Consider the following 24,924-nt stretch of genomic DNA (forward strand, 5'->3'; position numbering starts at 1 on the left):
GCGCGGCTACTCGCGGTCCTCGGCGGTCGCCCGGCGGCGCAGAGCGAAGAACACACCCGCGCCGACGAGGACGGCGGCACCGGCGACGACCCCGATGACCACGCCCGTCGAGCCGGAGCCGTCGGAGGAGGCGTCCGAGTCCGCCGGGGTCGCCGACCACCAACTCCAGTAGCCGTCCTGCCCGTAGATGTTGCCCGCCTTCTCGGGCATCGTCGTGATCGACTTGATCTGGTCCGTGCGGTAGGCCTCGACCGCGTTCGGGTACGCCATGACGTTCATGTACCCGAGGTCGTACAGCCGCGACTCCATCTGCTTGACGATGTCCGCCCGTTTGGCCGGGTCGTACTCGGCGAGCTGCCTGGCGTACAGGTCGTCGTACCGCTTGTCGCAGATGAAGTTGTCGGTCGCGCCCGTGTCCTTCGGGGTCGCGGGCAGCGCGCCGCAGGTGTGGATCGACAGCACGAAGTCCGGGTCGGGGTTGACGGACCAGCCGTCGAAGGCGAGGTCGTAGGTTCCCGCGAGCCAGGGGTCGCTGACGTTGTCCAGGCAGTTGAGGGTCACGCCGATGCCGAGCTCGCCCCACCACTCCTGGAGGTACTGCCCTATGGCCTTGTCGTTGGAGTCGGTGGCGTGGCACAGGATGCGGTAGTTGATCGGCTTGCCGTCCTTGCCGACCCGCTTGCCGTCGCCGTTCTTCTTGTAACCCGCCTGGTCGAGGAGTTGGCCGGCCTTTGCGGGGTCGTAGGCGAGTTCCTGCTGGTCCGCCGGCTTCCAGAAGTACGAGGAGAACCGCGGCGGGATGTACCCCTCGCCCTGCACCGCGTACCCCTGGAACACCTTGTCGATGATGGTCTTGCGGTCGACCGCCGTGAACAGGGCGTGCCGCACCCGCTGGTCCAGCAGGGAGGGGTGGCCGTCACCGATCTTCTGCCCGTTCCTGGCCTTCGCCCCCGGGTTGACGGCGAGGGCGTAGAAGCGGCGGCCGGGGGCGTCGTTGACGTGGATGTTCTTCTCGCCCTTGAGGGAGGCCGCCTGAGCGGGCGTCAGCGCGGGGGCGCCGGCGACGAAGGAGACCTCGCCCTTGCGCAGGGCGGCGACCGCGGCGTCCTGGTCCTTGTAGTAGCGGAAGACCAGCTCGTCGAACTTCGGCGCGCCGCGCCAGAAGTCCTTGTTGGCCTTCAGCCGCACATAGCTGTCGGGCTTGTAGTCGGTGAGGACGAACGGCCCGTTCCCGACTACGGGGAAGTCCTTGTCGTTGTTGAACTTCGAGAAGTCGCCGACCTTCTCCCAGATGTGCTTCGGCACGATCGGCACGTCCAGTGCCGTCATCGTGGCCTGCGGCTTCTTCAGCTCGATGACCAGCTCGGTGGGGCTCGGTGCCGTCACCTTCCGGAAGTTGCCGACGAAGCTGCCGTTGGCGGTGGCCGCGCCCTCGTCGGTCATCATCTTGTTGAACGTCCACGCCGCGTCTTCGGCGGTGGCCTGCTGTCCGTCCGACCACTTGGAGTCGGAGCGGATCGTGTACGTCCAGGTCAGCTTGTCCGACGACGACTTCCACTCGGTCGCCAGGGCTGGGACGGCATGGGCGTCCTTGGGGTCGTAGTTCGTGAGGTACTCGTACATCAGCCGGTGGATGCTCGTGCTGAGGAGCCGCGACGCCAGGAAGGGGCTCAGTGAGTCGACACTCTGTGCGACCGCGACGGTGAGGACCTTGTCGCCGTCCGCCGCCACGGCCTGCTGCGGCGCGAGTCCGGCCGACAGCGTCAGGATGGCGGCTCCGGCGGCGAGGAGGCGCCGCGCTCTGCTGTGCTGCTCTTGAGTGCTCATGATCGTGACCTCACGTCATCGCTTGCACAGGGAGGGCTGCTTGGACTGTCAGCGCTTTACTGCGCGCGCCGACGGCGCATGAAACCCCATGTGGCCTGCGGAAACAACGAAGTGATGAGATTGAGACAGCCATTGGTCCACACCGGTGAAGAGCACCAGGTCAGTCCCTGACGGCCCGGCGGGGCGAAGGCGATCGGTGCCGGATACCGTCGCGCCGACCGGGCGGCCGACACTTGCCGCCGAACGAGCTAACGGCACCTCGGATGGGTGCCGTGCACATGCACAGTCCTTCGCGGCTGCCGATATTTGCTGCCAGGGCGCGGCGACATCCAGGCGGCGCAGTCAGGAGGACGCACCATGCGCGGAGCCACGCACGCCGGACGGGCCGCATGCGCGGTGGTGGTCGCACTCGCGGCGACGGCCTGCGGAGGCGGGGGCGGCAGCGCCGCCGACGGCGCCGCGGTGTTCAGCTCCTCGTGGACCGATCCGCAGAACCCGCTGGAACCCGCCAACACCAACGAGGTGCAGGGCGGCAAGGTACTTTCCATGATCTTCCGGGGGCTGAAGCAGTACGACCCGAAGACCGGCGAGGCGAAGGACATGCTCGCCGAGCGGATCGAGACCCCGGACTCGCAGAACTACACGGTCACCCTCAAGGAGGGCTGGACCTTCAGCGACGGCGAGAAGGTCACCGCCAAGTCCTTCGTGGACGCCTGGAACTACGGGGCGAGCCTGAGGAACAACCAGAAGAACGCCTACTTCTTCAGCTACATCCAGGGCTACGACAAGGTCCACCCGGCGAAGGGCGAGCAGAGCGCCGAGACGATGTCCGGGCTGAAGGTGGTCGACGACCGGACCTTCACCGTCCGGCTCAGCCAGAAGTTCTCCAGCTTCCCCGACACCCTCGGCTACAACGCCTTCGTCCCCCTGCCCCGGGCCTTCTTCGACGACCACGCCGGCTGGCTGGCCAAGCCCGTCGGCAACGGCCCGTACGCCGTGGACGCGTACACCAAGGGCTCCGAGATGCGCCTGACGCGATGGGACGCCTACCCGGGCGAGGACGCGGCCCGCAACGGCGGCGTCACCCTCAAGGTCTACACGGACAACAACACGGCCTACACCGACCTGATGGCCGGCAACCTCGACCTCGTCGACGACGTCCCGGCCCAGCAGCTCGGGAACGTCCGCAGCGACCTCGGCGACCGCTACCTCAACACCCCGGCCGGCATCATCCAGACCCTGGCCTTCCCGCACTACGACAAGGACTGGAACAGGCCCGGCTCGGTCAAGGTCCGCAAGGGCCTGTCCCGGGCGATCGACCGCGAGCAGATCACCAAGACCATCTTCCAGGGGACCCGCACCCCCGCCACCGACTGGACCTCACCCGTCCTCGGCGCGGAGGGCGGCTACAAGAAGGGGCTGTGCGGTGAGTGGTGCGAGTACGACGCGGCCGCGGCGAAGAAGCTGATCAAGGAGGGGGGCGGGCTGCCCGGCGGGCAGGTGAAGATCACGTACAACGCGGACACCGGCTCCCACAAGCTGTGGGTGGACGCCGTCTGCAACTCCATCAACAACGCCCTGGACAACGACCGGGCCTGCGTCGGCAACCCGATCGGCACCTTCGCCGACTTCCGGAGCAAGAGCACGACCCAGAAGCTCTCCGGTCCCTTCCGGGCGGGCTGGCAGATGGACTACCCGCTGCCCCAGAACTTCCTCCAGCCGCTCTACTACACCAACGCCTCCTCCAACGACGGCAAGTGGTCCAACGAGGAGTTCGACAAGCTCGTCGACCGGGCGAACGCCGAGACGGACGTCGCCAAGGCGGTCGAGACCTTCCAGCGGGCCGAGGAGGTCGTCCGGGACAACATGGCGGCCATCCCGCTCTGGTACCAGAACGGCAGCGCCGGCTGGTCCGAGCGGCTGTCGAACGTGGCCCTCAACCCGTTCAGCGTCCCCGTCTACGACCAGATCAAGGTCGGCTGAGCCCGCCATGGGGCAGTACGTCGTCCGGCGGCTGCTGCAGATGGTCCCGGTGTTCATCGGGGCCACGCTGCTGATCTTCCTCATGGTGAACGTGATGGGCGACCCCGTCGCGGGTCTGTGCGGCGACCGGCAGTGCGACCCGGCGACGGCCGCCCAGCTGCGGAAGGAGTTCGGCCTCGACAAGCCCGTGTGGCAGCAGTACCTGACCTACATGGGGAACGTCTTCACCGGCGACTTCGGTACGGCGTTCAACGGCCAGGAAGTCACCGAGCTGATGTCGACGGCCTTCCCGGTCACCATCCGCCTGACCATCGTGGCGATCCTCATCCAGGTCGTCGTCGGGGTCACGCTCGGCGTCGTCACCGGCCTGCGCCGCGGCCACCCCGTCGACACGGGTGTCCTGCTCCTCACCCTCGTCGTCATCTCCGTCCCCACCTTCGTCACCGGCCTGCTGCTCCAGCTGCTGCTCGGCGTGGAATGGGGCTGGATCCGGCCCTCCGTCTCCTCGGCGGCCCCCTTCGGCGAGCTGATGATCCCGGGCCTGGTCCTGGCCTCGGTCTCCCTGGCTTACGTCACCCGCCTGACCCGGACCTCCATCGCGGAGAACCGACGCTCCGACTACGTCCGCACGGCCATCGCGAAGGGCCTGCCCAGACACCGAGTGGTGACCCGCCACCTGCTCCGCAACTCCCTCATCCCCGTCGTCACCTTCATCGGCGCCGACATCGGCTTCCTCATGGGCGGGGCGATCGTCACCGAGCGGATCTTCAACATCCACGGCGTCGGCTACCAGCTCTACCAGGGCATCCTGCGCCAGAACACCCAGACCGTCGTCGGCTTCGTGACGGTCCTCGTCCTCGTCTTCCTCCTCTGCAACCTGGTCGTCGACCTCCTGTACGCCGTACTCGACCCGAGGATCCGCTATGCCTGACCAGCCGTTCCCGTCCGAGGGCGCGATCGCCGGCAGCGGTGCGGGCGGCGCGATGGACCTGGCCGCGGGCGAGGCCGCGACCCTCGAACGGCCTCCCTCGGCCCTCTCCGGCGGACCGGAGAGCACCGGCCCGGCAGGGGCAACCCCCTCGGCGGCCTCCGCCGAACGGCCCCGCAGCCTCTGGTCCGACGCCTGGCGCGACCTGCGCCGCAACCCCGTCTTCGTCGTCTCGGCCCTGATCATCCTCTTCCTGCTCTTCATCTCCCTGTGGCCCTCGGCGATCGCCTCCGGCAGCCCCCTCAAGTGCGACCTCGCCAAGGCCCAGCAGGGCTCCGCGCCCGGCCATCCCTTCGGCTACGACGGACAGGGCTGCGACGTCTACACCCGTACGGTCTACGGCGCCCGTACGTCCGTCATGGTCGGCGTCTGCGCCACGCTCGGGGTGGCGGTCCTCGGCTCGGTGCTGGGCGCGCTCGCCGGCTTCTTCGGCGGGCTCTGGGACTCGTTCCTCTCCCGGATCACCGACATCTTCTTCGCCATCCCGGTCGTCCTCGGCGGCCTGGTCCTTCTCTCGGTGGTGACCGGCAACTCCGTCTGGCCGGTCATCGGTTTCATCGTGCTGCTCGGCTGGCCCCAGATCTCCCGCATCGCCCGCGGCGCGGTCATCACGGCCCAACAGAACGACTATGTCCAGGCCGCCCGCGCCCTGGGCGCCTCCAACTCCCGCGTCCTGCTCCGCCACATCGCGCCCAACGCCGTCGCCCCCGTGATCGTGGTCGCCACCATCGCGCTCGGCACGTACATCGCCCTGGAGGCGACCCTGTCCTACCTCGGCGTGGGCCTGAAACCCCCGAGCGTCTCCTGGGGCATCGACATCTCGGCAGCCTCCCCGTACATCCGCAACGCCCCCCACGCCCTGCTGTGGCCCTCCGGAGCCCTGGCCCTCACGGTCCTGGCTTTCATCATGCTCGGCGACGCGGTGCGCGACGCCCTGGATCCGAAGTTGAGGTGAGGGGTTGTGGGGTTTGCGGTGCGAGTGCGGGTGGGCGGGGGAGGGGGCGTCATGGGGAGGCAGTTCCGCCGTGTGCCCGCCGCCCTCGCGGTCGCCGTCTCGGCCTTCATCATCTCGGCGACGCCGTGTGCGACGCCCTCGAAGCGAAGGTGAGGTGAGGTCGCGTCATGTTGCTCGAAGTGCGTGATCTGTACGTGGAGTTCCGGACGCGGGACGGGGTCGCCAAGGCGGTCAACGGGGTCAGTTACGGCGTGGACGCGGGGGAGACGCTGGCGGTGCTCGGGGAGTCCGGGTCCGGGAAGTCGGTGACCGCGCAGGCGGTGATGGGGATTCTTGACGTGCCGCCGGGGCGGATCGCCGGAGGCGAGATCCTCTTCCAGGGGCGGGACCTGCTGAAGCTGAAGGAGGAGGAGCGGCGCAAGGTCCGCGGGGCCGAGATGGCGATGATCTTCCAGGACGCGCTGTCCTCCCTGAACCCGGTGCTGACCGTCGGCGACCAGCTCGGCGAGATGTTCGTCGTGCACCGGGGGATGTCGCGCAAGGACGCCCGCGCGAAGGCCGTCGAGCTGATGGACCGCGTCCGCATCCCGGCCGCCGAGGAGCGCGTCAAGCAGTACCCGCACCAGTTCTCCGGCGGCATGCGCCAACGCATCATGATCGCGATGGCCCTCGCCCTCGAACCGGCCCTCATCATCGCCGACGAGCCCACCACCGCCCTCGACGTCACCGTCCAGGCCCAGGTCATGGATCTGCTGGCGGAGTTGCAGCGCGAGTACGCCATGGGGCTGATCCTCATCACCCACGACCTCGGCGTGGTCGCGGACGTCGCCGACCGGATCGCCGTGATGTACGCGGGCCGCATCGTCGAGTCGGCGCCGGTCCACGACATCTACAAGGCGCCCGCCCACCCCTACACCCGCGGCCTGCTGGACTCCATCCCGCGCCTGGACCAGAAGGGGCAGGAGCTCTACGCCATCAAGGGCCTGCCCCCCAACCTCATGGACATCCCGCAGGGCTGCGCCTTCCACCCCCGCTGCCCGATGGCCCGGGACGTGTGCCGCACCGACGTGCCTCCCCTCAACGAGGTCGACGAAGTACGCGGCAGCGCCTGCCACTTCTGGAGGGAGTGCCTCGATGGCTGAGGAAGCGGAGGCGATCCTGGAGGTCGGCGGACTCGTCAAGCACTACCCGCTCACCCAGGGCGTCCTCTTCAGGAAGGAGGTCGGCTCGGTCAGGGCGGTCGACGGCGTCGACTTCACGCTCCACCGCGGCGAAACCCTCGGCATCGTCGGCGAGTCCGGCTGCGGCAAGTCCACGGTCGCCAGAATGCTGGTCAACCTGGAACGACCGACGGCCGGCGCCATCAAGTACAAGGGCGAGGACATCACCCGGCTGTCCGGCCGCGCCCTGAAGGCCGTACGGCGCAACATCCAGATGGTCTTCCAGGACCCGTACACCTCCCTCAACCCCCGTATGACGGTGGGCGACATCATCGGAGAGCCGTACGAGATCCACCCCGAGGCGGCCCCCAGGGGCGAGAGGCGCAAGAAGGTCCGGGAACTGCTGGACGTGGTCGGCCTCAACCCCGAGCACATCAACCGCTACCCGCACCAGTTCTCCGGCGGCCAGCGCCAACGCATCGGCATCGCAAGGGGGTTGGCCCTGCGCCCGGAGATCATCGTCGCCGACGAACCCGTCTCCGCGCTGGACGTCTCCGTCCAGTCCCAGGTCATCAACCTGATGGACCGCCTGCAGAACGAGTTCGACCTGTCCTACGTCTTCATCGCCCACGACCTGTCGATCGTCCGGCACATCTCCGACCGGGTCGGGGTGATGTACCTCGGACGGATCGTGGAGATCGGCACGGACGCCGAGATCTACGACCACCCCACGCACCCCTACACCCAGGCGCTGCTCTCCGCGGTCCCGGTCCCCGACCCGGAGGCCCGTGCACACCGCGAGCGCATCATCCTCACCGGCGACGTCCCGTCCCCGACGAACATCCCCTCCGGCTGCCGCTTCCGCACCCGCTGCTGGAAGGCCCAGGAACGCTGCGCCCAGGAGGTGCCGGCGCTCGCGGTGCCGCTCCACCTCGGCGATCCGACCGGGCCCGCGGCGCACGACTCGGCCTGCCATTTCGCCGAGGCCGTATCGATCAGGCGCTCCGCGCCGGGGCGGACCGTGCTGCCGGAGCCGACGCCATAGCCGTACAAACACACACGAACCGCGTTAACACGCAGGCAACTTCGCCGACCCGATCCCGATATACGGACGCGTCAGGCTGAACAGCGTACGGCCGTGCGGGTGCCGTAAACGGACCGGGGTGCGCCATGTCACCCCGGTCCGTTGCTGTGCGGCAATGAGTACGGGTACTCAGGACTTCGGCCCGTCCCTGCGTGAGGCTTGGGCCATGGAACGCCGGCCACGTGAACTCGACGGTGTGTTCGCCGTCCTCGTAGGACTCCTCGACGTCCTGCTCTTGATCGTCCTCGGCTACGGCATGATCGTGTCCGGCATCGGCGCGGGCTTCGACGAGTACGCCGACCGGCACGCGGCCGAGGGGCAGCACGACATCGCGGTCCTCACCGGGTGGCTGGCCGGCGGCGGCTTCGCCCTCGCCGCGGTGTCGCGCTACTGGAAGACCGGTGCCGTCCACCTCCTGCTCACCGGTCTCGCCTTCCTGCTCTTCCTCAGCTACCCGAGCAACTGACGGGCCCGTGGATTCAGTTCAGTCCCAGCGACCGCTTCAGGAAGTCCACCTGAAGCAGCAGCAGATTCTCCGCGACCTGCTCCTGCGGGGTCATGTGCGTCACCCCGGACAGCGGCAGCACCTCGTGCGGCCGGCCGGCGGCCAGGAGGGCCGAGGACAGGCGCAGGGCGTGGGCGACGACCACGTTGTCGTCGGCCAGACCGTGCACGATCATCAGCGGGCGGTGCGGCTCGGCGGGAGAGGACAGGCCGTCGTCGGTGACGAGCGAGCTGTTCGCGTACGTCTCCGGCTGCGCGGCCGGGTCGCCCAGGTACCGCTCCGTGTAGTGCGTGTCATACAGGCGCCAGTCCGTGACCGGCGCCCCGGCGATGCCCGCGCGGAAGACGTCCGGGCGGCGCAGTACCGCGAGCCCCGCCAGCCAGCCGCCGTACGACCAGCCGCGGATCGCCACCCGGGACAGGTCGAGGGGGTGGGACTTCGCGAGGTCCTGGAGCGCGTCGACCTGGTCGTCGAGGGACACCGTGAAGTCCCCGTGGACCGCCTTCTCCCAGGCGGGCGAGCGCCCCGGCGTACCGCGCCCGTCCGCGACGACCACGGCGAACCCCTGGTCGGCGAACCACTGCGAGGTCAGGTGGGCGTTGTGCGCGGCGACCACCCGGGCGCCGTGCGGTCCCCCGTAGGGATCCAGCAAAACCGGCAGCGGGGTGTCACCGGCGTAGTCCCGAGGCATAAGCACGGCGCACGGGATGCGGCGTGCGCCCCCTTCGGTGAGGGTCACGCGCGGGGTCAAACCGGGATCTTCGGCATCCGACCGGACCGCTGCGATCCTCTTTCCGTCGCGCAGAACCTGGACCTGAGACCCCGGTCGGCCGAGGGTGTGCGACGCCAGCACCGTCACGCCTCCGGCGCGCACCGCCGCGTGCACGCCGGGCTCCTGCGACACACGCTCCACGCCGAGCTCGTTCACCCGGTACACATGCACTTCGCCGATCTCGGGATCGGCCGCGCCCTCGCCCGCCGACGCCGAGATCAGCACGTCGTCGTCGGAGACGTCCAGCACCGCGCGGACGTGCAACTGCGGTCCCGTCAGCGGGCGTTCCCCCACCGTGAGCACCCGTGCGCCGCCCTCGTCGGCGATGCGCACCAGGTGCCCGGACGGGCTCCAGCAGGGCACGCCGGCGAACAGTTCCAGCCATTGTGGATCTTCGTCGGCGTGCACCATCCGCGTCGCCCCCGTCGCCGGGTCCACGGCCAGGAACAACTGGCTGCGCTGGTCCCGCGCCTGGACCAGGAGCAGCGGCGCACCCCCCGCTGACCAGTGCACTCGTGTCAGATAGGGGTAGCGCGCCCGGTCCCACCCGACCTCCGTGCGGACCCCGTCCAGACCGATCACGAACAGCCGTACGTCCGCGTTCCCGGTCCCCGCCGCCGGGTACGCCACGCGCTGCGGCTCGCTCTCCGGACGCGCCGGATCGGCGATCCACCACCGGCGCACCGGCGTGTCGTCCGCGCGCGCCACGAGCAGCCGGTCCGACTCCGGACCCCACCAGAAGCCCCGGTATCGCCCCATTTCCTCGGCCGCGATGAACTCGGCCAGTCCATAGGTGACCCCGTCCGACTCCGGCTCGGCGAGCGCACGGTCGCCCTCGCCCTCGGCGCCCACCACCCGCAGGGCACCCTGCGCGACGTACGCGATGTGCCGGCCGTCGGGGGAGGGGCGGGGGTCGATCACCGGCCCGGGGACCGGGAGTTCACGTGCCGTGCCGGCCCGCAGCTCCGCCGTGAAAAGCCGCCCTGACAAGGCAAAAGACGCCAACTCGACGGCGTTGTCGGTGGCGTGGGCGACGATGCCGGCGCCGGCCTCACGGCTGCGTTCGCGCCGGGCCCGCTCCTCGGGCGAGAGGTCCTCCGAGGCACCGCCCAGGAGGGCGCGCGGGTCGGCCGCCACGCGCTCCTCGCCGCCCGCCGTGTCGAGGACCCAGAGCGAACTCGCCGGGTCCGTACCGGAGGCGGAGCGCAGGAACGCGACCCGGCTGCCGTCGGGCGCCACCGTGAACGCGCGGGGCGCGCCGAGGGTGAAGCGCTGGGTGCGGGCGTGCCGGCGGGGGAAGGAGACAGGCTCGGTCGTCATGCCCCGACCATATTGGCCAGTGCGCCCCCTTGTGCGGCTGTGCGCCGATCGATGCGCACGCCCGGATAGTTATGATCACAACCGCATAGTGGGTATGAACCTGCTGGCTGCTGCATGGATTTATCTGCCCCCATAAGTCCGACCCCCCGCCCTTGGGATTCTTGGAGGTGAGCCGCCGTGGCACTCTCGATTTCGGCGGTGGTGCTGCTGGCGATCATCGTCTTCCTGCTGATCAAGAAATCAGGACTGAAGGCGGGTCACGCGGTCGTCTGCATGTTGCTCGGGTTCTACCTGGCGTCCTCGACCATCGCTCCCACCATCAGCGAGCTGACGACGAACATCGCGGGCATGATCGGCGGCATCAAGTTCTGATCCGAGCAGCGCCGCGCGCCGCTGTCGGTGCCGCCTCGTAGGGTGGGGTCCATGACGGAACCACCCTCCCCCAGCCTTCGGCCGGGGGGACCCCCATCTCGCTTCGCTCGGCGCCTGCTCCTGGTGCACGCGCACCCGGACGACGAGTCGATCAACAACGGCGCGACCATGGCCAAGTACGCGGCCGAGGGTGCCCGGGTGACCCTGGTCACCTGCACCCTCGGCGAGCACGGCGAGGTCATTCCCCCCGAGCTCCAGCACCTGACCGGCACCGAGCTGGGCGAACACCGTCTGGCCGAGCTCACCGCCGCGATGCGCGAGCTCGGCGTCGAGGACTTCCGTCTCCTCGGCGGCCAGGGCCGCTACGAGGACTCGGGAATGATGGGCATCGCCGACAACGACGACCCGGCCTGCCTCTGGCGGGCGGACGTCGACGACGCGGCCCGGGCCCTCGTCGAGGTGATCCTGGAGGTACGCCCCCAGGTCCTCGTCACCTACGACCCCGACGGCGGGTACGGCCACCCGGACCACATCCAGGCCCACCGCATCGCCACGCGCGCGGCCGAGCTGGCGGCGCAGGCGGGGTGGCAGATCCCCAGGATCTACTGGAACCGCGTCCCGCGCACGGTCGCCGAGGAGGCCTTCGCCCGGCTTCAGGCGGATCTGCCCGGACTGCCCTTCGGTAAGAGCGCCACCGTGGACGACGTACCGGGCGTCGTCGACGACGAGCGGATCACCACGGTGATCGACGGCACCGCGTACGCATCCGCCAAGGCCGCCGCGATGCGCGCGCACGCCACACAGATCGAGGTGGCGCCGGGCGAGCGGTACTTCGCGCTCTCCAACGAACTCGCACAACCCCTCTTCACCACCGAGTACTACGAGTTGGTGCGCGGGGAGAAGGCGGCACGGACGGAGTCCGATCTGTTCGCCGGTGTCGCCCTGGAGGAGGCGTCATGAGCTCGATGCTCGCCCAGCCGCTGAAGCTGAAGCGCCCCTCAGCTCTACGGGTCCTGGCCTACCTCGGGCTCTTCGTGCTCGGCGCAGTGGTCGGGGTGGCCGGGGCGCTCGTGCAGCCCGCCTGGTTCCCGGCCGGTCTGCTCCTCGCGCTCGCGGGCGAGGCCGGGCTCTGTCTCGGCGGCGGCCGTGCGACGGGCAGCCGGGCCGGAGCCGTCGCGCCCGCCGGCGGCTGGATGATCACCGTCATTCTGCTCACCGCCAGCCGCCCCGAAGGAGACTTCGTCTTCGGCACAGGCGCCGCCTCCTACCTCTTCCTGCTCGGAGGTATGGCTGTGGCTGTGATCTGCGCCACCCTTGCCCCGGTGCGGCAACCGGGCGGCGACGGCGTCCGACTTGCCAAGTGACGTACCACTTCTCCACCACGTACTCGTGCGAGTCCCGTGTGGGTTTCCCAGGCGGTCGTGGGATACGCGCCAGAGGTGGCCAGTATGGTGGTGCGCGCCGCCGAGCCGCCCGAAGCAGTGAGGTACGGGCGGCGGAGCCAACCGGGAGAACCTGCCTTGAGTCGTGAAACTGACACTCCGTCCTCCGGGCCCAACGGGCGCGGCGGAGCCGCATACCCCTCCGGCACGCCGCCGTACGGGACCCCCATGGCTTCCGACAACGGTGCTGACGCGGGTCGTTCGGCCACGCAGCCGGAGGAACGTAAGACCGAGACCACGCTGACGACCCGGATCCGGATCAACATCCCCGGATCACGGCCCATTCCGCCGGTCGTCGTGCGCAAGCCCGTGGCCGAGGCCGAGAGCGCCGGGGTCCCTGCCGACCCCGAGCCGCCGGAGCCGTCCGCGCCCACCTCCACGTCCACGGGCACCGTCGAGCCTCCGGCCGAGCCCACGGCACAGCCCGGGGAGAAGACGAGCGACTGGTTCGCGCCCCGCAAGTCCGGGCCGAGCAAGGGCGGTCAGGGCGGCGCGTCCACCAACGGGGCAGGTCTGCCCGGAGGTTCGGGCCCTGGGACCGGTGGCGGTCCCGGTGGCGCGGGTGCCGGGGCTTCCGGCGCCGGTGCGCCCGGTGGCACGCCTGGTGGCGCGCGTCCGGGTGCCGGTCGGCCCGGTGGTGTCGTCGGTTCGATGAGCGTGCCCGGCGGCTCCCGCCCCGGTGGCACGAAGGGCGCGGGTCTCCCCGGCGCGACCGGCGGGCCGGTGGCTCCCGGCCATGGCGGCGGCACCGGTTCCTTCGACGTGACCGAGGCGCTGGCGGCGGCCTCGCCGGGCAACGGCCCCGGCGCCGAGGCGCGCCGTGACGACCTGCCGTACTTCTCGGAGAACGGCGGCCAGAACGGTCAGGGCGGCCCCAAGGGCTCGAACGGCTTCGGCGCCCAGGGTGGCTCGCCCTTCGACTCTTCCGCCGACTTCAGCGCCCCGAACGGCTTCGGCGCCTCGAACGACTTCAACGCCCCGAACGGTTTCGGTGGCTCCGGCGACTTCGACGGGCCGGACTACGGCGGCCCGAACGGCCGCGGCGGCCAGGGCGGCCCGCAGGGTCCCGCGGGCCCGACGACCGGTCCGGTCACCGGCGACGGCCCGGCGGTGCCGCCGATCGCCGGCGGTGGTCCGGGCGGGCCCGGTGGTCCGGGTGGCCCCGGCGGCTCCGGTGCGCCCGGTCGCCCGGGCGGTCCGGGCACCTCCGGTGTCTTCACGGGTCCGGGCCGGTCCGGCGGCCCCGGCAGTGGCTTCGGCGGCGGCCCCGGCGGTCCGAGTGGTCCTGCCGGTCCCGGGGGCCCGGGTGGTCCGGGCGGCCTGGGCGCTTCGGGCATCTCCACCGGCCCCTCCGGTCCCGGCGCCTCTCCGCACGCTCCGGGCCTCGGCCCCGGCGGCGGCATGAGCGACGACACCGCGATCCTCACCCCGCAGAAACCGGCCCCCGAGCCCGGCACCCCGCATTACGGCGGCGTCGCCGACAACGTCTCCGGCCACACCGTCACCAGCGGCATCCCGATCGTCCCCCCGGGCGCCCAGAACGGCGGCCCCTTCGGCCCGGGTACCACCGACGCACCCGCGCCGCACACCCCCCCGAAGCTGCCCGAACCGGACACCTCGGACGCCCCGGCCTCCCGCGCGCCCAAGAAGAAGGGCCGCAACAAGCTGGCCCTCATCGGCGGCGGAGTGATCGTCCTCGCCGGTGGCGTCTACGGTGCCGGCCTGCTGATGGCCCACTCCGACGTGCCCAAGGGTACGACCGTGCTCGGCGTCGACATCGGCGGCGGCACCCGGGACGAAGCGGTCAAGAAGCTCAACGACGCCTTCGACGAGCAGGTCAACAAGCCGTTGAAGCTTTCGGTGGGTGGCAAGACGGTCGAGCTGGAGCCGGACAAGGCCGGGTTGCAGTTCGACATGCAGCAGACGGTCAGCAAGGCCGCGACCAGCGACTACAACCCGATCTCCGTCATCGGCGCGCTCTTCGGCAACCACCGGGTCGTCGACCCGGTCATGCCCACCGACGAGGAGAAGCTGCACGCCGCCCTGGAGGACGTCTCCGGCGGCTCCGGCTCGGTGACCGAGGGCACGGTCAGCTTCAAGTCCGGCAAGGCGGTCGCCGTGTACGGCAAGGCCGGCAAGGGCATCGACGTCGCCCAGTCGACCACGGCCGTCGAGGAGGCGTACCGCACCCAGGTGGAGACGGGCACGTCCGCCGCGGTGCAGGTCCCGACGACCACCCAGCAGCCGACGATCTCGAACGCCGAGGTCGACCGGTTCATGAAGGAGTTCGCCGAGCCGGCGATGGCCACCAAGGTCACGATCCAGACGGACGCCGCGCACAGCATCCCGTTCGGCGCCCTGTCCCTGCCGAAGATCCTCGGCGTCAAGGCCGTCAACGGCAAGCTCGTGGACACGTACGACCTCAAGGCGCTGAAGGAGGCGTACGGCGCCACCTTCGACGGCGTCAAGATCAACGGCGCGAGCGGCAAGCGTGACGTCATTCCGGAGGACGTCGCCTCCGCCCTGCGCGAGGCCCTGCGCGGCAAGACGGCGGCGCAGCGCACCGTCACGATCGACACCAACCCGAGCTAAGCCAGCCGCTCGGACCAGGGGGGCACCCGGCACGCGCCGGGTGCCCCCCTGGTCGTCGTATGACATCTGTCATCCGGCAGTCAGGACTGCCGACACTGCCGGGCCCGGGGTGCCGAGAGCCACTCTGGACCGCATGACAACGACAGCGACCGCGTTCGACCAGGTGAGCAAGGCGTACGGCGACGTCCGGGCCGTGGACGGCCTGAGCCTGACCCTGTACCCGGGGGAGACCGTCGCCCTGCTCGGCCCCAACGGCGCCGGCAAGTCGACCACGCTCGACCTGTTGCTCGGCCTCAAGCAGCCCGACAGCGGGACGGTCCGCGTCTTCGGGACCAGCCCGCGCGAGGCGATCGTCGCCGGGCACGTGGGAGCGATGCTGCAGAGCGGCGGGCTGATGGACGAGGTGACCGTCGGCGAACTGGTGCGGCTGGCCTGCGATCTGCATCCGCGGCCGTACGACGTGTCCGACGTCCTCTCCCGGGCCGGCATCGCGCAGATCGCCGACCGCAGGGTCGACAAGCTCTCCGGGGGCCAGGCGCAGCGCGTCCGCTTCGCCCTCGCGACCGCCGGGGACAGCGGTCTGATCGTCCTGGACGAGCCGACCACCGGTATGGACGTCACCAGCCGCCAGGCCTTCTGGGCCACCATGCGCGAACAGGCCGACCAGGGCCGTACGGTCCTCTTCGCCACGCACTACCTGGAGGAGGCCGACGCCATCGCCGACCGGGTGCTGGTGCTGCACCGGGGCAGGCTGCTGGCCGACGGCACGGCCGCCGAGATCAAGGCGAAGGCGGGGGCACGCAGGATCTCCTTCGACCTGGCCGCCGACGGCCCGATCGACGAGGCGGCGCTGCGAGAGCTGCCCTTCCTGACCTACCTCGACGTGGCAGGCCACACCGTGCGCATCCAGTCCTCCGACGCCGACGCCACCGTCCACGCCCTCTACGGCCTCGGCCTGTACCCCCGCAATCTCGAAGTCGCCGGGCTCGGCCTGGAGCAGGCATTCGTCGCCATCACCGCAGCCGAGGAGGCGCGCCGGTCATGAACGGTCTCATCAGGCTCGAACTCGCCCGCGCCCTGCGCAACCGCAAGTTCCTGTTCTTCTCGGTGGCCTACCCGTCCGTGCTGTTCCTGCTGATCGCGGGCAGCGCCGACGGCACGGCGAAGGTCGACGGCACGGGCCTGACCCTGCCGACCTACATGATGGTCTCGATGGCGTCCTTCGGCGCCCTGACGGCCGTCCTCATGGGCAACAGCGAGCGCATCGCCAAGGAACGGGAGAGCGGCTGGGTACGGCAGCTCAGGCTGACCCCGCTGCCGGGCCGCGGGTATGTGCTGGCCAAGACCGCGAGCGCCGCCGTGGTCAGCCTGCCGTCGATCGTGATCGTCTTCGTCGTCGCCGCGGCCGTGAAGGACGTACGCCTGGACGCCTGGCAGTGGCTCGCCCTCACCGGCGCGATCTGGGCCGGCAGCCTCGTCTTCGCCGCGCTCGGCGTAGCCCTCGGCTATCTCGCGAGCGGGGACGCGGTCCGTCCGATCACGATGATCATCTACTTCGGGCTGTCCATCCTCGGCGGCCTGTGGATGCCGACCACGTCCTTCCCGACCTGGCTGCGGGACATCGCCAAGTGGGTGCCCACGCACGCGTACGCTGCCCTGGGGCAGGCCATCGAGCAGAGCCGGGCCCCGCATGCCCAGGACATCGCCGTCCTCGCCGTCTCCTTCGCCCTGTTCACCGGCGGCGCGGCGTGGCTGTACCGGAAGGACACGCTGAAGGCGTGAGCAGCGTCGGCATCGGGCAGCGCCCGCAGAACCGCAGGCAGAAGGCCGTCAAGTTCCTCTGGGTCGGCATCTGGCTCGCCTACCTGAGCGCGCCGGTCAACGACCTGCTGCACGGCGGGCACAGCGACGGCGTCGTCGTCCTCGGCTGGATCGGCCTGGTCGTCTTCGTCGCCTGGTACCTCGCCCTGATCTTCCGCACCGGACGCGGCGAGACCAACGGCCTGGTGCTCGGCTCGCTGGCGGTCCTGGCCACCCAGTCGTCCGTCCTCGCCCTCACCCTGGGCCGCGAATGGCTGGTGCTGTTCGTGTACGTGGCGATCTCCTCCGGCGCGGCGCTGCCGTTCCGCCTCGCCCGCTGGACGATCCCGGCGGTGTCCGCCCTGCTGACCGGCTGTGCCCTCGCGGTCCCCGGCGGCGCGTCCTTCCTGGCCGGACTGCTCTTCCCGGCCCTCCTCGGCGGCTTCTCCATGACCGGCGTACGCGAACTGGTCCGTACGACCCTAGAGTTGCGCGAGGCTCGCGCCACGGTCGCCCAACTGGCCGCGAACGAGGAGCGGTTGCGCCTGGCCAGGGATCTGCACGACCTGCTCGGTCACTCCCTCTCCCTGATCACCATCAAGAGCGAACTCGCGGGCCGGATGCTGCCCGACCACCCGGACAAGGCGGCCCGGCAGGTCGCCGACATCGAGCAGGTGAGCCGGCAGGCCCTGGTCGACGTGCGCGAGGCGGTCGCAGGCTACCGGCGTCCGCGCCTGCCCGCGGAACTGGCGGGCGCCAGGGTCGCCCTCACGGCGGCCGGAGTGGTGGCCGACCTTCCCGCCGAGCCGGACCTCGCGGGCGTCCCCGAGGACAGCGAGACGGCCCTCGCCTGGGCGCTGCGCGAGGCGGTCACCAACGTCGTCCGCCACAGCGGCGCCCAGCGCTGCACGGTGGAACTGCTGCGCCGCCAGACCCTGGACGGCCCCGTCCTCGAACTCTCCGTCGAGGACAACGGCTCGGGCGACCAGGGCAGCGGCCCCGGCAACGGCCTGACCGGCTTGACGGAACGCCTGGCGACGGCGGGCGGCACCCTGGAGGCGGGCGGGACCCGGCACGGCTTTTGCCTGACCGCCCGCGTCCCGGCGGCCGCGACCTCGGCGGACGTAGGATCCCCGGCATGAGCACGACGATCAGGGTCCTTCTCGCCGAGGACCAGTCGATGGTCCGCGAGGCACTGGCCGCCCTGCTCGGCCTGGAGGACGACATCGAGGTCGTCGCCCAGGTGGCCCGCGGCGACGAGGTCCTGACGGCGGCCCGTGAGCACGCCGTGGACGTGGCGCTCCTCGACATCGAGATGCCGGGCGCGACGGGCATCGAGGCGGCGGCCCTCCTGCACGCGGAGCTGCCGGCCGTGAAGCTGGTCGTCCTCACGACCTTCGGCCGCCCCGGCTACCTCCGCAGCGCGATGGAGTCCGGCGCCGACGCCTTCCTGGTCAAGGACGCCCCGGCGGCCCAACTGGCCCAGGCGGTGCGGAAGGTACTGGCGGGCGAACGGGTCATCGACCCCACGCTCGCGGCAGCGGCTCTGGCGGAGGGCGCCAACCCGCTGACGGACCGCGAGCGAGAGGTACTGCGTGCGGCGGAGGATGGCTCGACCAACGCCGAGCTGGCGGCAGCCCTGCACCTGTCACAGGGAACGGTCCGCAACTACCTGTCGACGGCGATCCAGAAGCTGGCGGTCCGGAACAGGGCGGAGGCGGCACGGATGGCGAGGGAGAAGGGCTGGCTGTAATCGCCGGGCAGGGCAGCGCCCCGTAAGGGGCGCGGGGAACTGCGCGACAAGCCACGACGAACCGGCACTCGCGCAATTACCGAACCTCTTACGGCGATTGGGCGAACCGGCCTTCTCAGTTGAGCATCGCGCGAGCGGCCTGCGCCTGCTCCCGAACCCGCGCCGCGGCAGCCTCATCCACCGCACTGATCAACTCCGCGTACTCCTCCAACTCCACGGCGCCATCGACGAAGTCACCCCGCTGCACCAGCAACTGCGCCCGCTCGAACCGCAACCGAGCCGGATGCGACGGCAACAGCAGCGACAACTCCACCGCCCACAGCGCCACGTCCGTCCGCTCGGGCCGGGTCGCGGCCCACGCCCGGACGTTGTTCAGAATCCGCAGCACCACCTCCAGCGGATCGGCCGGCGTCAGCATCGACGGATGCAACGGCGCCCCCGTGGCCCCCGCCACCAGCAACTCCGCGTCGCCCCCCGTCAAGACCCGCCCCCCGTCGAACGGATCGGCGAGCACCTGATCGTCGGTCGGCCCGAACCCCACCACGAAGTGCCCGGGCAGCGCGACCCCGTACACCGGCGCCCCCGCCCGCCGAGCCACCTCCAGCCACACGACCGACAACAGGATCGGCAACCCACGCCGCCGCCGAAGCACCTCGTGCAGCAACGACGACTCCAGCCGCTGATAGTCCGCGGCGGACCCACGAAACCCGCACCGCTCCCCGAGCAGCTCCCGCAGCGCGAGCGCCCAGGACCGCGGCCCCCCGGGCCGGAACGGCAGCCGCCCGGCCAAGGCGTCCAGCTCCACCTGGGCGGAGTCCATCCCCGCCTCGTCCAGCGCCCCGTCCGCCTCGGCCCCCACCAGCAGACACAGCGTGGACAGATCGGGCCGCTCGGACCGGGCCTCTTCGGCGAACCGCCGCCGCACCTCGGCGGAGCGCTCGGGCGGTGGGGGGTAGGGGGGACGCATAGCTGGCTCGTGCCCTTTCGCGGCGATCGGTACTACCGTCCGGCGCCGGTCGTGTCCGGCGTCTCCGGTTCGCGATAGTGGTGGTACGCGTGATGCGCGGCGAACCCCATCCCGGCGTACAGCCCCCGCGCCCCCGCGTTCTCCGTCTCGACCTGCAGCCACGCCGCCGACGCCCCCTCGTCCAGGGCCTGCCCGGCCAGCGCCGCCATCACCCGGGTGGCCATCCCCTGCCGCCGCAGCGCCGGATCGACCTCCACGGCGGCGAACCCGGCCCACCGCCCGTCCACGACACACCGCCCGATGGCGGCAGGCGCATCGCCGCCCTCACCGGGAACCGTCGCGAACCACACCGACGGCCCGCTCCCCAGCACCTTCAGGGCCACCTCGCTCACCCCCTTGCGCTGATACCGCCCAAGCCAAGCCTCGTCCGCCTCCCGGGACAGCACCACCCCGGCGCCCTCGACCCGGTCGGCGATCGGCGCCAACGCCCCGATCCACATCTCCGCCGACACCTCCCGCACCCACCCGAGCCGCTCCAGCTCCGCGCACAGCAACTCCTGCGTGCCCTCGGCACCGGTCGCGGTCTGGACGTAGGCGGGGAGTCCCCGGTCGCCGTACCAGCGCCGTACGACGTCGAGCGCGTCCGGCAGCGGCAGCCCGGGGTCGCCCAGCGGCAGCGCCGAGTTGGCCCTGCGGGTGAACCCGGACGCGGCCCGCAGCTCCCACTCGCCGAGCCGCTCGCTCTCCACCGGCCGCCACGCGCGCGTGGCGACGTGCGCGAGCTCCTCGTACGAGGCGGCGGGCCCCCGGCGCCGGGCCGGTGCGGCGGGCACCACCTTGCCCGCGACCAGCGACGATTCCGGAATGCGGACGCTCTCGCCACTCTTCCGTGTGATCAGCAGCACACCGTCGTCCCATGATGCGAGAACACCCACCGTGTCGGTGAACTTCTCACCCGAAGCTCCAAGATCGCTCAAGCGCCGTACGGAGACTCGTTTACCCACGTCAGCAGCGGTGATTCGGACCTCGAGGCGCCCGTGTGCAGAGATTTCCACAGGTCAGTTCACCCCTCCTGTTCGGATCATGCCCAAGAACGGAGATACTAGGGGCGGGCATCGACGACGCCGCGCTCCCGCGCGCCAGGCGGCGGAGCCTGAGGAGGCTCGCCAGCGCCCTATCGAGGAGGAACGACAGCGTGACCTACGTCATCGCGCAGCCTTGTGTCGACGTCAAGGACAAGGCGTGCATCGAGGAGTGCCCGGTCGACTGCATCTACGAGGGCTCGCGGTCCTTGTACATCCACCCGGACGAATGCGTCGACTGTGGTGCCTGTGAGCCGGTCTGCCCGGTTGAGGCGATCTTCTACGAGGACGACGTGCCGGAGGAGTGGAAGGACTACTACAAGGCGAACGTCGAGTTCTTCGACGAGCTCGGCTCGCCCGGCGGCGCCAGCAAGCTGGGTCTGATCGAGCGCGACCACCCGTTCGTCGCCGGTCTGCCGCCGCAGGCCGAGTAATCCGCACCGGCGACCCGCACAGCGTGCCGCCTCGGTCCCGTACGGCCTGATCGCGATCCGATCGCCTTGATCGCCGTACGGGACCGAGGCGTTGCCGTATCCGGCACCACCGGCACCACCGGGCAGTACCAGAAAGTGAGCCAGATCCGTGTCCGCAGTCTCCGACCGCCTTCCGACCTTCCCCTGGGACAAGCTGGAGCCGTACAAGAAGACGGCCGCCGCGCACCCGGACGGCATCGTCGACCTCTCCGTCGGCACGCCGGTCGACCCGGTGCCCGAGCTGATCCAGAAGGCCCTGATCGACGCGGCGGACTCCCCGGGCTATCCGACGGTCTGGGGCACCCCGGCACTGCGCGACGCGATCACCGGCTGGGTGGAGCGCCGCCTGGGCGCCCGTGAGGTCACCCACCGCCACGTCCTGCCCATCGTCGGCTCCAAGGAACTGGTCGCCTGGCTCCCCACCCAGCTGGGCCTCGGCCCCGGCGACAAGGTGGCCTACCCGCGGCTGGCCTACCCGACGTACGAGGTGGGCGCGCGCCTGGCCCGCGCGGAGTACGAGGCGTACGACGACCCGACGCGGCTGGACCCGACGAACCTGAAGCTCCTCTGGCTGAACTCCCCGTCCAACCCCACGGGCAAGGTCCTCTCGAAGCAGGAACTGACCCGGACGGTCGCCTGGGCCCGCGAGCACGGCGTCCTGCTCTTCTCCGACGAGTGCTACCTGGAGCTGGGCTGGGAGGCCGACCCGGTCTCGGTCCTGCACCCGGACGTCAACGGTGGCTCGTACGAGGGCATCGTCGCGGTGCACTCCCTGTCGAAGCGCTCGAACCTGGCCGGCTACCGCGCCGCCTTCCTGGCCGGCGACCCGGCCGTCCTCGCTCCCCTCCTGGAGATTCGCAAGCACGGCGGCATGATGACGTCGGCCCCGACCCAGGCGGCGGTGATCGCGGCCCTCGGCGACGACGAACACGTCCGCGTCCAGCGCCACCGCTACGCCTCTCGCCGCAAGGCCCTCCGCGAGGCCCTGGAGCGCCACGGCTTCCGCATCGAACACAGCGAGGCCAGCCTCTACCTCTGGGCCACGAAGGGCGAGTCCTGCTGGACCACGGTCGCCCACCTCGCCGACCTCGGCATCCTGGTCGCCCCCGGCGACTTCTACGGCGAGGCAGGCGCCCAGCACGTACGCGTGGCGTTCACAGCGACGGACGAGAGGGTGGCTGCCGCGGTACGGCGCCTGGCGTAACGCCGACCGCGCGGGGGCGGCGCCCACCCGACAACGACGGCCACCGCCACCGCCGGTGGCCGCGCCGTGGGCCGCCGACGAAGACCGTCGACCGCTGCGGGTGGGCGACCGCGACCGCCACCCGCCACAGGCCACCGGGAGCGGCGGCCACCTGTTGCTGCCGCGGGCTGCTGACCAAGGCTGCCGCCGCAGGCCGCTACCGCTGCCGCCGGTGGCCGTCGACGAAGGCCGCAGGCCCCTGCGGGTGGGCGACCGCGACCGCCACCCGCCGCAGGCCGCCGACCGCGACCGCCGCCGCGGGGCGCCGGGGAAGGGCTGCTACCCGCTGCTGCTGCGGGTTGCCGACCAGGGCTGCCGCCGCAGGTCGCTACTGCTACCGGCCGTTGGCCGTCGACGAAGGCCGCAGGCCCCTGCGGGTGGGCGACCGCGACCGCCACCCGCCGCAGGCCGCCGACCGCGACCGTCGGCCGCCGCCGCGGGGCGCCGGGAAGGGCTGCCACCCGTTACTGCCGCGGGCTGCCGACCAAGGTTGCCGCCGCAGGCCGCCACCGCTACCGGCCGTCACCATCACCGTCACCGCCACTGTCATCGCGGCCGTCAGCCCCACCGGCCCCCGCCACCGCAGGCCCGTCGGCCAGGGCCGCCCACCCCCACCGCTCCCGCTGTGGGCAGTCGTTCCGCAGGGCGGAACGGGTGGGCACAGCCTGCAGCGTCGGGTGCCGTTCGGACACGCCCCGGCCCCTGCCGACGTAGCGACGCGGGCACACAAGAGCCGACGGGGCCCAGGGAACTCCCTGGACCCCGTCGGCGGCTCAAGCCACGCGCAGCGACCGTCAGCCGAGCGGCAGCGCCTCCACCGGCAGCGACCCGGTCTTCGGCACGCCACCCACCGTGGCAGCCCCCGCCGTGTCACCGAGAACGGTCCCGACCGACCCGGCCACGCCACCCGCGGTCTCCTGCGCCGCGGGCGTCGCCTTCTTCGCAACCTTGCTGCCGGCCTTGGTAGCGGTCGGCACGGCCTTCTTCGCGGCCTTGCCGCCGGTCTTGGCCACCTTGCCACTGGCCTTCGTGGCGGTCGGCAGCGCATTGTCGACGGCCGTGTCGACGGCGCCGCCCGCGAGCCCTGTGGCGTTCTGAGCCGCACCGTCGACGACGCTCGTGCTGTCGACAGCGCTCAGCCCGCCGACCTTCGTGGCGTCGGGCAGTTCGGGGGCCGCACTGGCGGAGCCGGCCGCACCGACCCCGGCAGCCGCTCCCGCAGCGACGAGCAGCGCGGCACGGGCGATCCGGCGGGTCAGGGGGAGGGACATGATGCTCCTTCGACGGGTAAGTCGGATGAGAACGATGAAGTGTCCTACTACGCCCGGCAGTTGACCGACTGGCTGTTGATCTCCGGGCTCGGACGCAGTGACTACCGCTCGAAGCCCCCGAAGGTTGCGGCGCCGCAACGTAAAGAGTTGGCAATGCGTCGCATTATCGGCTGCGGATAAAAACGGTCAAAACGCGTACCGCGGGAAAGCCTGCCGAATCCTTACAGCCCTTTGTTCTCAAGGCCTTTGACGGATACGAGGGTGACCGCGCGAAATCCTGCGCACGCCGTCGCCGACCGGCGCCCCGGGTAACCCGTGAGGGTGGGTCCCCGAACGGCTGCGCGTGCTAGTGAGTCGTGACGATCCGGACCGCGTCCAGCCCGCTGCCCGCCCCCGAGGCGCCCCGCCCGGCGATCGCACGCCACTGGCTGTCGGTGTTCCCGGCGGTCCACTCCCGCCCGGCGTACGACACCCGCTGGATGTGCAGATCGGAGGCGTTGGCCACGGCCCAGTGGGCCAGCTGCCACCCGCGCTCGCGGACACCGCGCCCGGCCCCGGAACCCTTGTCGCCGGTCACGGGCAGCAGCACGGTCCGCCCGTCGCTCTCGATCACGGACGGAGTCGGCGTGGGCGTGGCCTTCGCCGCGCCCACCTCCGCGGCGGCCGACTCGAGCGCGTCCTGCCCGAAGTCCCGTACGAGCGCGGCCCGTACGGAGTCCGTACCGTCGGCCGGCGTGCCCCCGGGGAGCCCCTCGCAGGTCAGCGTCGCGGCCGAACGCCCGGTGAGGGCGGCGGCGAGCAGCGTCGCGTCCGGCTCGTGCTTGGCGTACGCCTCCGGAAAGCCGCTGCGCTGGACGCGCTGCGCGGCGACGGTGAGCGGCAGCTCCGTGTAGCCGCGGACCTTGACCAGGTGCTCGTAGAAGATGCCCGCCGAGTAGATCGGGTCCAGGATCTCCCGCTCCGTGCCCCAGCCCTGCGAGGGCCGCTGCTGGAACAGGCCCAGCGAGTCACGGTCGCCGTGGGTGATGTTGCGCAGGCCGGACTCCTGCAGGGCGGTGGCGAGCGCGATCGTCACGGCCCGCTCCGGCAGGCCGCGCCCGGTGCCGACGGCGGCGATGGTCGCGGCGTTCACCGCCTGCTCCGGCGTGAACTCGTACCGCGCGCCGTCGCTCTTGTCCGACACGACCGTGCAGCCCGGCGCTCCCGGGCCTCCGGTGACGTACTGCACCGCGAGATATCCCGCGACGGCGAGCAGGACCACGAAGGCCGCCCCGCGACGCAGGAGGCGGCCACGACGTTTCGGAGAGGCGGACGACTTCGGCACGCCCTACAAGG

General features: G+C 71.1%; 22 protein-coding genes. 16 read left to right on the top strand and 6 right to left on the bottom strand.

The window, feature by feature from the left end; translation table 11 throughout:
• Positions 1 to 6: 6 nt before the first annotated feature.
• Positions 7 to 1,827: an ABC transporter substrate-binding protein gene (locus ABD932_RS26440; protein ID WP_345016002.1), complete on the bottom strand. Its 1,821-nt coding sequence runs from the start codon at positions 1,825 to 1,827 to the stop codon at positions 7 to 9.
• Between the two features lie 357 nt (positions 1,828 to 2,184).
• Here ABD932_RS26440 and ABD932_RS26445 point away from each other — a divergent pair, with 357 nt between their 5' ends.
• The 6 genes from ABD932_RS26445 to ABD932_RS26470 all read left to right on the top strand — a co-directional run bounded on the left by ABD932_RS26445 (position 2,185) and on the right by ABD932_RS26470 (position 8,463).
• A complete protein-coding gene (locus tag ABD932_RS26445) occupies positions 2,185 to 3,810 on the top strand; it encodes a peptide ABC transporter substrate-binding protein (protein WP_345016003.1) in 1,626 nt (541 codons plus the stop codon).
• A 7-nt stretch (positions 3,811 to 3,817) separates the two neighbouring features.
• Complete coding sequence (locus ABD932_RS26450; RefSeq protein WP_345016004.1) at positions 3,818 to 4,741, top strand: ABC transporter permease; 924 nt, start codon at positions 3,818 to 3,820, stop codon at positions 4,739 to 4,741.
• Complete coding sequence (locus ABD932_RS26455; RefSeq protein ID WP_345016005.1) at positions 4,734 to 5,753, top strand: ABC transporter permease; 1,020 nt, start codon at positions 4,734 to 4,736, stop codon at positions 5,751 to 5,753. Before ABD932_RS26450 ends, ABD932_RS26455 begins: the two co-directional genes overlap by 8 nt.
• A gap of 167 nt (positions 5,754 to 5,920) precedes the next feature.
• Complete coding sequence (locus tag ABD932_RS26460; RefSeq protein ID WP_345016006.1) at positions 5,921 to 6,895, top strand: ABC transporter ATP-binding protein; 975 nt, start codon at positions 5,921 to 5,923, stop codon at positions 6,893 to 6,895.
• Positions 6,888 to 7,958, top strand: a complete 1,071-nt coding sequence (locus ABD932_RS26465) for an ABC transporter ATP-binding protein (RefSeq protein ID WP_345016007.1) — start codon at positions 6,888 to 6,890, stop codon at positions 7,956 to 7,958. The genes ABD932_RS26460 and ABD932_RS26465 overlap by 8 nt, the downstream gene beginning before the upstream one ends.
• Positions 7,959 to 8,112: 154 nt before the next feature.
• Positions 8,113 to 8,463 carry a hypothetical protein gene (locus ABD932_RS26470; protein ID WP_345016008.1) on the top strand — a complete coding sequence of 117 codons (351 nt, stop codon included), beginning with the start codon at positions 8,113 to 8,115 and terminating at the stop codon, positions 8,461 to 8,463.
• 13 nt (positions 8,464 to 8,476) lie between these two features.
• Here ABD932_RS26470 and ABD932_RS26475 read toward each other — a convergent pair whose 3' ends face one another.
• The gene (locus tag ABD932_RS26475) at positions 8,477 to 10,594 is read right to left on the bottom strand and encodes a S9 family peptidase (RefSeq protein ID WP_345016009.1); all 2,118 of its coding nucleotides are present in this window, start codon (positions 10,592 to 10,594) and stop codon (positions 8,477 to 8,479) included.
• 177 nt (positions 10,595 to 10,771) lie between these two features.
• Here ABD932_RS26475 and ABD932_RS26480 point away from each other — a divergent pair, with 177 nt between their 5' ends.
• The 8 genes from ABD932_RS26480 (at position 10,772) to ABD932_RS26515 (ending at position 18,553) form a co-directional block, all read left to right on the top strand.
• Positions 10,772 to 10,966, top strand: coding sequence for a hypothetical protein (locus tag ABD932_RS26480; protein ID WP_030048865.1), 195 nt, complete (start codon positions 10,772 to 10,774; stop codon positions 10,964 to 10,966).
• 51 nt (positions 10,967 to 11,017) lie between these two features.
• Positions 11,018 to 11,926 carry an N-acetyl-1-D-myo-inositol-2-amino-2-deoxy-alpha-D-glucopyranoside deacetylase gene (gene mshB / locus ABD932_RS26485; protein ID WP_345016010.1) on the top strand — a complete coding sequence of 303 codons (909 nt, stop codon included), beginning with the start codon at positions 11,018 to 11,020 and terminating at the stop codon, positions 11,924 to 11,926.
• Entirely contained in the window at positions 11,923 to 12,330 is a 408-nt protein-coding gene (locus ABD932_RS26490) for a DUF6113 family protein (protein WP_345016011.1), read from the top strand. Before mshB ends, ABD932_RS26490 begins: the two co-directional genes overlap by 4 nt.
• Before the next feature lie 156 nt (positions 12,331 to 12,486).
• Positions 12,487 to 15,000: a hypothetical protein gene (locus ABD932_RS26495; protein WP_425587515.1), complete on the top strand. Its 2,514-nt coding sequence runs from the start codon at positions 12,487 to 12,489 to the stop codon at positions 14,998 to 15,000.
• Between the two features lie 133 nt (positions 15,001 to 15,133).
• Positions 15,134 to 16,045, top strand: a complete 912-nt coding sequence (locus tag ABD932_RS26500; RefSeq protein ID WP_345016013.1) for an ABC transporter ATP-binding protein — start codon at positions 15,134 to 15,136, stop codon at positions 16,043 to 16,045.
• Complete coding sequence (locus ABD932_RS26505; RefSeq protein WP_345016014.1) at positions 16,042 to 16,782, top strand: ABC transporter permease; 741 nt, start codon at positions 16,042 to 16,044, stop codon at positions 16,780 to 16,782. The genes ABD932_RS26500 and ABD932_RS26505 overlap by 4 nt, the downstream gene beginning before the upstream one ends.
• Entirely contained in the window at positions 16,779 to 17,942 is a 1,164-nt protein-coding gene (locus ABD932_RS26510; RefSeq protein ID WP_345016015.1) for a sensor histidine kinase, read from the top strand. Before ABD932_RS26505 ends, ABD932_RS26510 begins: the two co-directional genes overlap by 4 nt.
• Positions 17,939 to 18,553, top strand: coding sequence for a response regulator transcription factor (locus tag ABD932_RS26515; RefSeq protein WP_345016016.1), 615 nt, complete (start codon positions 17,939 to 17,941; stop codon positions 18,551 to 18,553). The genes ABD932_RS26510 and ABD932_RS26515 overlap by 4 nt, the downstream gene beginning before the upstream one ends.
• 115 nt (positions 18,554 to 18,668) lie before the next feature.
• Here ABD932_RS26515 and ABD932_RS26520 read toward each other — a convergent pair whose 3' ends face one another.
• Both ABD932_RS26520 and ABD932_RS26525 read right to left on the bottom strand, forming a co-directional pair.
• Positions 18,669 to 19,520, bottom strand: a complete 852-nt coding sequence (locus tag ABD932_RS26520; protein ID WP_345016017.1) for a transglutaminase family protein — start codon at positions 19,518 to 19,520, stop codon at positions 18,669 to 18,671.
• Between the two features lie 32 nt (positions 19,521 to 19,552).
• Positions 19,553 to 20,575, bottom strand: a complete 1,023-nt coding sequence (locus tag ABD932_RS26525) for a GNAT family N-acetyltransferase (RefSeq protein WP_345016018.1) — start codon at positions 20,573 to 20,575, stop codon at positions 19,553 to 19,555.
• 140 nt (positions 20,576 to 20,715) lie between these two features.
• Here ABD932_RS26525 and fdxA point away from each other — a divergent pair, with 140 nt between their 5' ends.
• Together fdxA and ABD932_RS26535 are read left to right on the top strand one after the other, a co-directional pair.
• A complete protein-coding gene (fdxA, locus tag ABD932_RS26530) occupies positions 20,716 to 21,036 on the top strand; it encodes a ferredoxin (RefSeq protein ID WP_093831697.1) in 321 nt (106 codons plus the stop codon).
• A 148-nt stretch (positions 21,037 to 21,184) separates the two neighbouring features.
• On the top strand, positions 21,185 to 22,279 hold the full coding sequence (locus tag ABD932_RS26535) for a bifunctional succinyldiaminopimelate transaminase/glutamate-prephenate aminotransferase (protein WP_345016019.1): 1,095 nt from the start codon (positions 21,185 to 21,187) through the stop codon (positions 22,277 to 22,279).
• 833 nt (positions 22,280 to 23,112) lie between these two features.
• Here ABD932_RS26535 and ABD932_RS26540 read toward each other — a convergent pair.
• Together ABD932_RS26540 and ABD932_RS26545 are read right to left on the bottom strand one after the other, a co-directional pair.
• Complete coding sequence (locus tag ABD932_RS26540; protein WP_345016020.1) at positions 23,113 to 23,589, bottom strand: ATP-binding protein; 477 nt, start codon at positions 23,587 to 23,589, stop codon at positions 23,113 to 23,115.
• A gap of 346 nt (positions 23,590 to 23,935) precedes the next feature.
• Positions 23,936 to 24,913 (bottom strand): VldE C-terminal domain-containing protein, encoded by a 978-nt coding sequence (locus ABD932_RS26545; protein WP_345016021.1) that lies wholly within the window; start codon positions 24,911 to 24,913, stop codon positions 23,936 to 23,938.
• Positions 24,914 to 24,924 lie beyond the last annotated feature (11 nt).

Source organism: Streptomyces shaanxiensis, assembly GCF_039537145.1.
Lineage (GTDB): Bacteria > Actinomycetota > Actinomycetes > Streptomycetales > Streptomycetaceae > Streptomyces > Streptomyces shaanxiensis.

Excerpts from the sequence above, each read along its gene's own strand:
- ABD932_RS26505 (WP_345016014.1), top strand. The coding sequence starts at position 16,042 with ATGAACGGTCTCATCAGGCTCGAACTCGCCCGCGCCCTGCGCAACCGC.
- ABD932_RS26490 (WP_345016011.1), top strand. The coding sequence starts at position 11,923 with ATGAGCTCGATGCTCGCCCAGCCGCTGAAGCTGAAGCGCCCCTCAGCT.
- ABD932_RS26450 (WP_345016004.1), top strand. The coding sequence starts at position 3,818 with ATGGGGCAGTACGTCGTCCGGCGGCTGCTGCAGATGGTCCCGGTGTTC.
- ABD932_RS26445 (WP_345016003.1), top strand. The coding sequence starts at position 2,185 with ATGCGCGGAGCCACGCACGCCGGACGGGCCGCATGCGCGGTGGTGGTC.
- ABD932_RS26520 (WP_345016017.1), bottom strand. The coding sequence starts at position 19,520 with ATGCGTCCCCCCTACCCCCCACCGCCCGAGCGCTCCGCCGAGGTGCGG.
- ABD932_RS26455 (WP_345016005.1), top strand. The coding sequence starts at position 4,734 with ATGCCTGACCAGCCGTTCCCGTCCGAGGGCGCGATCGCCGGCAGCGGT.
- ABD932_RS26460 (WP_345016006.1), top strand. The coding sequence starts at position 5,921 with ATGTTGCTCGAAGTGCGTGATCTGTACGTGGAGTTCCGGACGCGGGAC.
- ABD932_RS26500 (WP_345016013.1), top strand. The coding sequence starts at position 15,134 with ATGACAACGACAGCGACCGCGTTCGACCAGGTGAGCAAGGCGTACGGC.
- ABD932_RS26475 (WP_345016009.1), bottom strand. The coding sequence starts at position 10,594 with ATGACGACCGAGCCTGTCTCCTTCCCCCGCCGGCACGCCCGCACCCAG.
- ABD932_RS26470 (WP_345016008.1), top strand. The coding sequence starts at position 8,113 with ATGAGTACGGGTACTCAGGACTTCGGCCCGTCCCTGCGTGAGGCTTGG.
- ABD932_RS26465 (WP_345016007.1), top strand. The coding sequence starts at position 6,888 with ATGGCTGAGGAAGCGGAGGCGATCCTGGAGGTCGGCGGACTCGTCAAG.
- ABD932_RS26515 (WP_345016016.1), top strand. The coding sequence starts at position 17,939 with ATGAGCACGACGATCAGGGTCCTTCTCGCCGAGGACCAGTCGATGGTC.
- ABD932_RS26440 (WP_345016002.1), bottom strand. The coding sequence starts at position 1,827 with ATGAGCACTCAAGAGCAGCACAGCAGAGCGCGGCGCCTCCTCGCCGCC.
- ABD932_RS26540 (WP_345016020.1), bottom strand. The coding sequence starts at position 23,589 with ATGTCCCTCCCCCTGACCCGCCGGATCGCCCGTGCCGCGCTGCTCGTC.
- mshB (WP_345016010.1), top strand. The coding sequence starts at position 11,018 with ATGACGGAACCACCCTCCCCCAGCCTTCGGCCGGGGGGACCCCCATCT.